Annotated in this window: 9 protein-coding genes; all 9 read left to right on the top strand. The window is 39.0% G+C overall.

Features of this window, described 5'->3' with window-relative positions:
• Positions 1–161 precede the first annotated feature (161 nt).
• The 9 genes from MRT15_RS07700 to MRT15_RS07660 are packed head-to-tail and all read left to right on the top strand — an operon-like array spanning position 162 to position 7,823.
• Positions 162–1,748 (top strand): type II/IV secretion system ATPase subunit, encoded by a 1,587-nt coding sequence (locus MRT15_RS07700; protein ID WP_304329470.1) that lies wholly within the window; start codon positions 162–164, stop codon positions 1,746–1,748.
• On the top strand, positions 1,749–3,563 hold the full coding sequence (locus MRT15_RS07695; protein ID WP_304329469.1) for a type II secretion system F family protein: 1,815 nt from the start codon (positions 1,749–1,751) through the stop codon (positions 3,561–3,563).
• Positions 3,560–4,336 carry a hypothetical protein gene (locus MRT15_RS07690; protein WP_304329467.1) on the top strand — a complete coding sequence of 259 codons (777 nt, stop codon included), beginning with the start codon at positions 3,560–3,562 and terminating at the stop codon, positions 4,334–4,336. Before MRT15_RS07695 ends, MRT15_RS07690 begins: the two co-directional genes overlap by 4 nt.
• Before the next feature lie 16 nt (positions 4,337–4,352).
• On the top strand, positions 4,353–4,868 hold the full coding sequence (locus MRT15_RS07685) for a hypothetical protein (protein ID WP_304329465.1): 516 nt from the start codon (positions 4,353–4,355) through the stop codon (positions 4,866–4,868).
• Positions 4,865–6,028: a hypothetical protein gene (locus MRT15_RS07680; protein ID WP_304329463.1), complete on the top strand. Its 1,164-nt coding sequence runs from the start codon at positions 4,865–4,867 to the stop codon at positions 6,026–6,028. The genes MRT15_RS07685 and MRT15_RS07680 overlap by 4 nt, the downstream gene beginning before the upstream one ends.
• Positions 6,029–6,030: 2 nt before the next feature.
• The gene (locus MRT15_RS07675) at positions 6,031–6,495 is read left to right on the top strand and encodes a hypothetical protein (protein WP_304329461.1); all 465 of its coding nucleotides are present in this window, start codon (positions 6,031–6,033) and stop codon (positions 6,493–6,495) included.
• A gap of 6 nt (positions 6,496–6,501) precedes the next feature.
• Positions 6,502–7,323: a hypothetical protein gene (locus MRT15_RS07670; protein ID WP_304329459.1), complete on the top strand. Its 822-nt coding sequence runs from the start codon at positions 6,502–6,504 to the stop codon at positions 7,321–7,323.
• Between the two features lie 60 nt (positions 7,324–7,383).
• The gene (locus MRT15_RS07665; RefSeq protein ID WP_304329458.1) at positions 7,384–7,527 is read left to right on the top strand and encodes a YHS domain-containing protein; all 144 of its coding nucleotides are present in this window, start codon (positions 7,384–7,386) and stop codon (positions 7,525–7,527) included.
• Entirely contained in the window at positions 7,524–7,823 is a 300-nt protein-coding gene (locus MRT15_RS07660; RefSeq protein ID WP_304329456.1) for a hypothetical protein, read from the top strand. Before MRT15_RS07665 ends, MRT15_RS07660 begins: the two co-directional genes overlap by 4 nt.
• The last annotated feature ends 58 nt before the right edge of the window (positions 7,824–7,881 follow it).

Raw genomic sequence — 7,881 nt, 5'->3', positions numbered from 1 at the left:
TGCTAAGATGGGTTCTAGTACTGCTACTTCTGGTTTGAGTCTTGAGTTGAAGTTGCATACTTCTGGTGGTAAGGAGTATCCGAAGATATTGACTTTGCCATAGATGTTTGGGGCTTTACCCATAATAAATCACTTCTCCTTTTTTGTGTGGGGTGGTTGCTTTGAATATTGGTAGGTTTAAGTTTAGTGGTGTCTTTTCTGGATTTAAGCGTAGATTATCCAGCATTTCTCCTGTTAGGGATGTTATGGTTTATCCTTTACCTGAGGATTCCCATGTTTTGAGGGATTATTGGGTTTGTGAGCCTTATGCTAAGGTTGTGGTGGCTGAGGATGTTTCTGGTGAGGTTAAGTATTATGCTTTGGAGGAGCCTTTAACCTTCCTTGAGAGGGGGATTCTTGATAGGATTATCTCATTTATTGTTAGGGAGAGGGATCCCCCTAGGGGTGATGTTGATAGGGTGAAGTTTGTTGTTTCTGAGGCTGAGGCTTTGATGTCTAGGTATAGGAGGCTTCGCCCCCCATCTGAAGATTCTAAGCGTAAAATTCTTTATTATGTTGCTAGGGAGCTTGCAGGGTTTGGTGTTATTCATCCTTTGATGTTGGATCCCAATATTGAGGATATATCTTGTAATGGTGTTGGCGTCCCTATTTATGTTTATCATAGGGATTTTGAGAGTTTGCCCACTAATATTGTTTTCTTGGATGAGGATGCTCTTGATGATTTCATAATTAGGCTTTCCCATCTTGCTGGTAAGCATGTTTCCAGTGCTAATCCAGTTGTTGATGCCACTCTTCCAGGTAAGCATAGGCTTGCAGCAACCTTTATGCGTGAGGTATCCAATTTTGGTAGTTCCTTCTGTATTAGGAAGTTTAGGGAGAATCCATTTTCCATTGTGGAATTGATTTCCATGGGTACTGTTAATGAGTGGATTGCAGCTTATCTTTGGCTTGTTGTTGAGAATAAGATGAGTGTTATGGTTCTTGGGGGTACTGGTGCTGGTAAGACCACTATGCTCAATGCCATTTTAAGTCTTGTTAGACCTGAACTTAAGCTGGTTACTGTGGAGGAGACTGCTGAGATAAATATTCCACATGAGAATTGGGTTTCCTTTGTTAGTAGGGAGGAGCTTGAGTTTTCCGGTGTTAAGGCTAGGTCTATACGTTTATTTGATTTGGTTAAGACTTCACTTAGGTATAGGCCTGACTATCTTATTGTGGGTGAGATTAGGGGTGAGGAGGCTTATGTATTGTTTCAAGCTTTGGCTACTGGTCATGGTGGTATGTCCACTATGCATGCTGATAGTTTGGATTATGCTGTTAAGAGGCTTACCTCTCCCCCAATGAATATCTCTAAAGTTTACCTTCCACTTATGAATGTTTGGCTTCACATTGAACGTATGACTGATGTTAAGATTGGTGGTCATAAGAGTGTGAGGAGGGTTAGGTCTATTTGGGAGTTGAATTCTGATGGTGAGGAGGTTGTGGTGGCTGAGTGGGTTCCTGAAGGCTTCTTCAACGTTAATTTCGAGGATAGCTTCATTCTTGGTAGGATAAGTCGTAAAACAGGGTTTTCCATGGATGAATTGATCTCCGAGATTGATGTTAGGGCAAGATATTTGAGGGATCTTTTGGGTAGGGGTGTTCTTTCACATAAGAGTGTTGCAGAGGCTATTCGCAATTACTATAAGTCTTATGTTGGGGGCTTACATCTTTTGAAGGCTGAATCCAAGGGTGGGGGTGGGATTTAAGTGGATTTTAAGAGTTTCTGCTATGATCATTTTGGGTTTATTGGTGATAGGATTGCATCTGCATTTCCTTGGCTTGATAAATGGATTGAGGTTTCAGGTTTCAAGATTCACCCGTCAGTTTATGCTTCAATAATATTTTTTGCATCAATCCTATCCTTATCAGCATCAATTCCATTTATCCTACTAATTTTTGTTGCAGTTTCAGGTATTGATCTTCCACAATATATTATGCGTTTTCTTTACCCATTATCCTTCCTCCCAATACCATTAATAATATCCTTCACCCTTCTACCATTAATTGTATTCATATTTGGTTTAATTCTACCAATAATAACTTCTAAGAATAGGGTTTATGATTTTGAACTTGAATTGCCCTACGTCTCAGCATATTTAACGGTCATAGTCTCTAGTGGTTTGCCTTTGTATAATGGTCTTAAGAGGCTTATTGGATCTAAAATTTTCCATAGGACTAGTATGTATGTTAATAGGATTGAAGTTTCATCTATGGTTGGAAGTGACACCCCCATATTTATTGTTGAGGATTTTGCTGGTAAGCTTAATGTTAAGGGGTTTAAGGAGCTTATTTCAGGTTATGTTTCCACCTTAAGGAGTGGTGGCGATGTTGCCAATTATGTTTATCGTAGAACTGAAATGCTTTTCCAAGAGATGCTTTCTAGGGTTAAATCTGTTGCTGAGAGGCTTGGAATTCTAATGGAGGCTCTCATCACGGTTGTATGTCTTGGTGGTATTGGATTATACCTCTTCTTCATAGCCTCAGTATCCATGAGTGACGTTATGGGGATGCCTGCTATTAGTGGTGAAACCTTCTTCCTCTTCTCCTTCATTTTGCTCCCCCTCATAAACGTCATATTCATATACTTGGCAGATTCCAGTCAGATAAGTTATCCTGAGAAGGTTTTGAAGAGATATATCCCCTTCATAGCCTCCCTCCCAATACTCCTGCTATCCCTCTCCCTAATAATTCTCCCATACGTCTTCAATATGCCTATAATTGAACCACTAATCCCAATAGTGAAGTTTGTTGAGTGGTTTGCTGAATCTAGGGCTGGAAATATTGGTTTTACCCCAGCAATAATGTTATGCCTATCTCTAATTGTAGTCAGCATTCCAGGGGCAATATATGACCTCTATCTTTCTAGGGTGGAGACTTCCTACGAGTCTGGATTGGCAAGTTTCCTTAGAGATCTTGTTGAAACTAGGAAGAGTGGTTTACCCCCTGAGAAGTGTTTAGTTATGCTTTCATATAGGAGGTATGGGAGGCTTAATAGGATTTTGGATAGGGTTAGGAGGGGGATTGTTTGGGGGCTCCCCCTACGTAAGGTTTTTGATGAGATTTGCGCCAGTTTAGATGATTGGCTTGTATCCGTTAATCTATTCCTATTAGTTGATACCATAGAGATTGGTGGGGGGTCTGTGGAAACCCTTGAGTCTATGGCTAGGTTTTCTGAAACTTCACTTTTAATTGAGAGTGAGAAGCGTTCTCTATTGAAGCCGCTGATGCTTGTCCCATATTTTGGCGCTATATTGTTGATATTGGTTGGTTTAACCTTCTTATCCTTCATGAATGGTATGATGGCTGTTGCTGGAACTTCCCTCCCCATGGTTTCAATGATCAAAATACTCATGACGCCAATACCCTTACAAACATATACTCTTGGTTTAGCTGCTGGGAAGATTGGTGGTGGTAGGGTTTCTGGAGGGTTCATACACGCCATACTCTTAACTCTAGTGGATCTACTTGCAATCCTATTCTCCTCCTCAATTAATTTGAGTAGTATTCTGATGGGGGGTTGAGGGATTTGAAGGCGCATTTTGGGAGTAATGTTTCTGAGGGGGTTTCTGAGGTTATTGGAAATCTGGTTATCGCTTCAACCATAATCTTAATCACCATAATCTCCACCAGCGTGGCTATGAATTTTATGGAGATTCAAGCTGCTCAAGCTGAATTTGAGGGTATTAAGGATTCTATGCTAATATTAGCTGATATTATTGAGGAGGTTGGTAGTAGAGTTTATTCTTCCGGTTATGTGAAGTTTAATTGTAGGTATGGGCGAGTTGATTTCCTCAAAGATGATACCCATATTGAGGTTTTCTTAAACTCCTCTAAGATTGTTGATGTTTATACTTCAAGTTTGAGGTATACTTGTGGTGTTAGGTTTTCTGTGTCTGAGGAGTATGTTAGGGGTGAAGGTTCCGGCATATTTATGGATGAATTCTCCCATCTTGTAACTGTTAAATTGGCTTCCACATCTGGTTTTCCATCCATAATACTCCGTGGTGGTTGTGTTAGGGTTGTGGATAAGGGTGAATTGTATTTGAGGAGTAGGGGGTTTAACGTCACTGTTTATGAGCTTGTTTTGGTTAGGGTTAAAGTTGGCTTAACCGTGGGTTCTGACAGTATTAATGTTAAGGCTTATGGTAAGGGGGTAACATTAAACACATTATTCATTGAAAAGCCATCTAGCATTGAATTATTCATTGATGGTTTGAAGGTGGATTGTAAAAGCATAACTGCTCCAGCAGTATTGAATGTTGCTATTGTGGAGGTGGAAATATCAACAGTCTAGTTGTGGGGTGATTGTAATGTCGTCTGCTGTTATGCATGTAATCTCCTTCTCCTCCCTACTAATATTGATATTCATCTCCATTGGTTTTGCTCAGAATATGCAGTTAATTAGCCTTAGGGATACTGCAAGGATACTTGCATCTGAAATATCGCATAGAATTGCCATGGATATATCGAATCTTATTAGTGTTGCTTCAAGTACGGGTTCTGAGCATATGATTATGGTTAAGGGATTGAATATTCCATCAAATATTCTTGGTAAAAGTTATACCATTAGCTTAACTGCTTCTGGTAAATTCTATTATGTTGAGGTTGATATTATTGGTTGGAGTTGGTTTAACTCCTCTTCCATGATTCCAATACAGACATCTTCATGTAAAGTGGTTTTTGAGTTTGGTAGTGGAATTTTGAATTTTAATGGTGTTAAGATATACTATTCCCCGAAGGTTCTTTGTGGTGCTAAGGATTTGGTTGTATGGGTTGTTAAGGATGGAGGGGTTGTTAAGGTTGGTTTGGGGGTGATGGGGGGTTGAATGAGTGGATGGAATACGTGTTTTCCGCTCTAATAATTGTTTTACTTGTATCTTCAACATTAACATACTTCATTCCAGTATCATTGAATAGGGCTACATATCTATCTGAGGGTCAGTTGCAGATTGAAGCTGAGAAGATCATGAATCAATTGCTTTTAAATACAGGGGATCCTCCAGATTGGGGTGTCTCGGCCACTTCAATAGATTCTTTGAAGAGTTTTGGTTTTGCACTTAAAGGTGCTAACCCATATAGTTTGGATATAAATAAGTTGGTGAGGGTTTTCGAGCCAAATTTAAGTGAATACACAAATCTTACAAGTATAGGTTTGAATGATATATTGAATGTTTTGGGTTTACGTGGGGTTTATGGTTTATCCATTAAGCTTACTCCAGTATTGAATGTTTCAATTCAGAAATCTTCAAGCTTCACCTATGAAGTTTATGTTAAAACCTATGATAATCTACCAGTAATTAATGCTAGGATTAGGGCAGTGCATGTAACTGTATATGTTAGTGGGAGTACTGAGATAACCTATTTGGAGGATGTTGTGGAAAACGTTTATACCGATTATAATGGGAAGGCTGTTTTGAATTTCACATCAGTGGATTCCAATGGTGCCATTGGAGGTTTCTTGGTGGTGTATGTTGACTTCTATGGCATGTCCACAGTATACAGTTCCTTTGAAGGTGAAACCAGTTTTGGGGTGATTATTGGGGATACTCTCTACGTTGGACATTTGGATGACGATTTCAATCCCCAAAACATAACCACCAAGAAGGGTAAGCCGAATAATCCTGGTGGTGGAGCTATACATCTATGTCCAGCAGCTTTAGCGGTTACGCCGAAGGCTTTAGAATTCACAGTACTCTTTGATGGTAAACTTCTACCCATAACACCTCAAGGTGGAGCTAGACCATACTATAAGTTTGAGCTTGATGGTTTAGATGATGATACGGTGGCATTGTTCTTTGTGGTTAAGAATATGGGTTCATATAAGCTCTGCGTGGCTAGAAGGTCTTATAATGGGGTTGAGATTGGATGGAATCAGGGGTATACTGGAGGGGTTGCGGCTAGGGGGGTGCATCTTAGGAGGATCGTATCTGTTTCCGGCTACCTATACTATTTTGATTTAATATTATGGCGGCTTGTGGAGGGTTGAATTTGAATTGCTCTGGGCAATTTAGAATTATCGAAGCCTTAATCACCGCGATTCTCGTGATAGGCTCCATGACCATCGCCATAAATATTCAGAGGATTCCAAGCTCTTGGATTATATATAGCCATGAGGAGCTTGATGATATGGCCTTCAATTTACTGGACGAAATATCTGTTCCAACAATCTCCAACATACTTTCAAATCAAACTGGTAAATGGGAATCCGATATCTCCCTACTACTTGGAACTCTACTGCCTAAAACAGTTTACTTTAACATGACCATATACGAGTTTACCCCAATAAATGAATCAACATTAGCCATGAGGATACTCAATCGTTTTGCAATAACCAATATTCCAGGAAACTTCGCTAGGGATATATCTGAATCCGGCTCTGCAGTTTATATTTTCACGTCAAGTAATGGTCGAATATACATGTTGGTGTTAACGTTAATTAGGGTTAAGGGGTGAATGTATTTGAATTCTAAGGGGGAGCTCCCCATAATAGTTGCAGTAATTTTAAGTGGCATAATAATACTTTCAGCTCTAACATCCTATAAAGTCTCAATATTCCCAAAAACAGTTGAGGATTCAGATTGGACGCATTTAATAATTAATGTTGATAAAGATTTCAAACGTATCCTTCAAGCTTCCTTGGCAAATTTCACAGCCAGCTACCTTAAAACTGGAGATCATGATAATTCTGAGGACAATGCGAAAATTAATATTGAAACATGGAAATTTGCATTCTCCTTAGCATATGCCCCACTAAGCTTGAAGATATCCATATCCCCATCCGGATCGTTAATCTCCCCTGCATCCACATATACACTCCAATTCAAATATGGAAGTTCAACCACATTTTACAATATCTACGTTTCAAGCTTCACTATAAAATGTGGTTCAATATTTAATTGCAGTTGGGATAAACCATACGGCATATCAGCCTCCCATGCATCAATATCCCTAGACATAATTGGAAGTAAAGTTTATGGCTGGAATAACTCCTACACCGCACTCCTATCACTCAACGTAACAAAGATAATCGTAGATGGAAACCTAAATGAAATGTCAATAACATTCATATTGAATAGTGAAATGGGCCCTGTAAACAATCTATCAACAAACAATTTAAACATAACCATTAATGGTATTCAAAGGAATGTTTGGAGCTTAACCTACTGTGGCATGGGCACATATAATGCCACCATAAGAAACCCTCCACTCCCACCATACACCATCCTCATTACCGTCACAGATTATAGGGGGATAATCGTTAGATCAAAAGTTACCGTTTAAACCCCGCTCAAAAATGACAATAGTTATATATTGGTGATGTATAATTGTTTTGGTGATATTTTGGCTAAGGATCCAGTTTGCGGTATGATGGTTGATGAAGGTAAAACTAAATTTAAACTGGATTACAATGGTAAAACATACTACTTCTGTAGCGCTATATGTATGGAGAAGTTTAAATCAAATCCAAAGAAGTATATTAAATGATGGGTTTGAAGGGGGCGTATGGTCGACTCATGATAGAGTCCAGTAAAGTTATGTATGCCATCGACCTATATAACAAGTTTAGAAGCCCTGAAGCTGTGGCATCACTAGTTAAAGTTGATGAAGAAACCATACAAATAAGCTTCAAAGGTAGCTTCTGCTTCACATGCGGATTAAATGAGTGGTTTGAAGATTTCAGACTATTATTGGAGGAAAATGGAATAAACTCCAAAATTTATAGTATAGAGCAAATTGATGCCGACGAATTCCTAGTAACATTTAGAATAAATGATGCTTAACCACTTTTATTCAAATATTTATCATGTATCCATGTGAATTACTACATTACTATTAAGC

Source organism: Candidatus Culexarchaeum yellowstonense (genome assembly GCF_024707025.1).
GTDB lineage: Archaea > Thermoproteota > Methanomethylicia > Culexarchaeales > Culexarchaeaceae > Culexarchaeum.
This window is presented reverse-complemented; position numbering and strand designations above follow the sequence as displayed.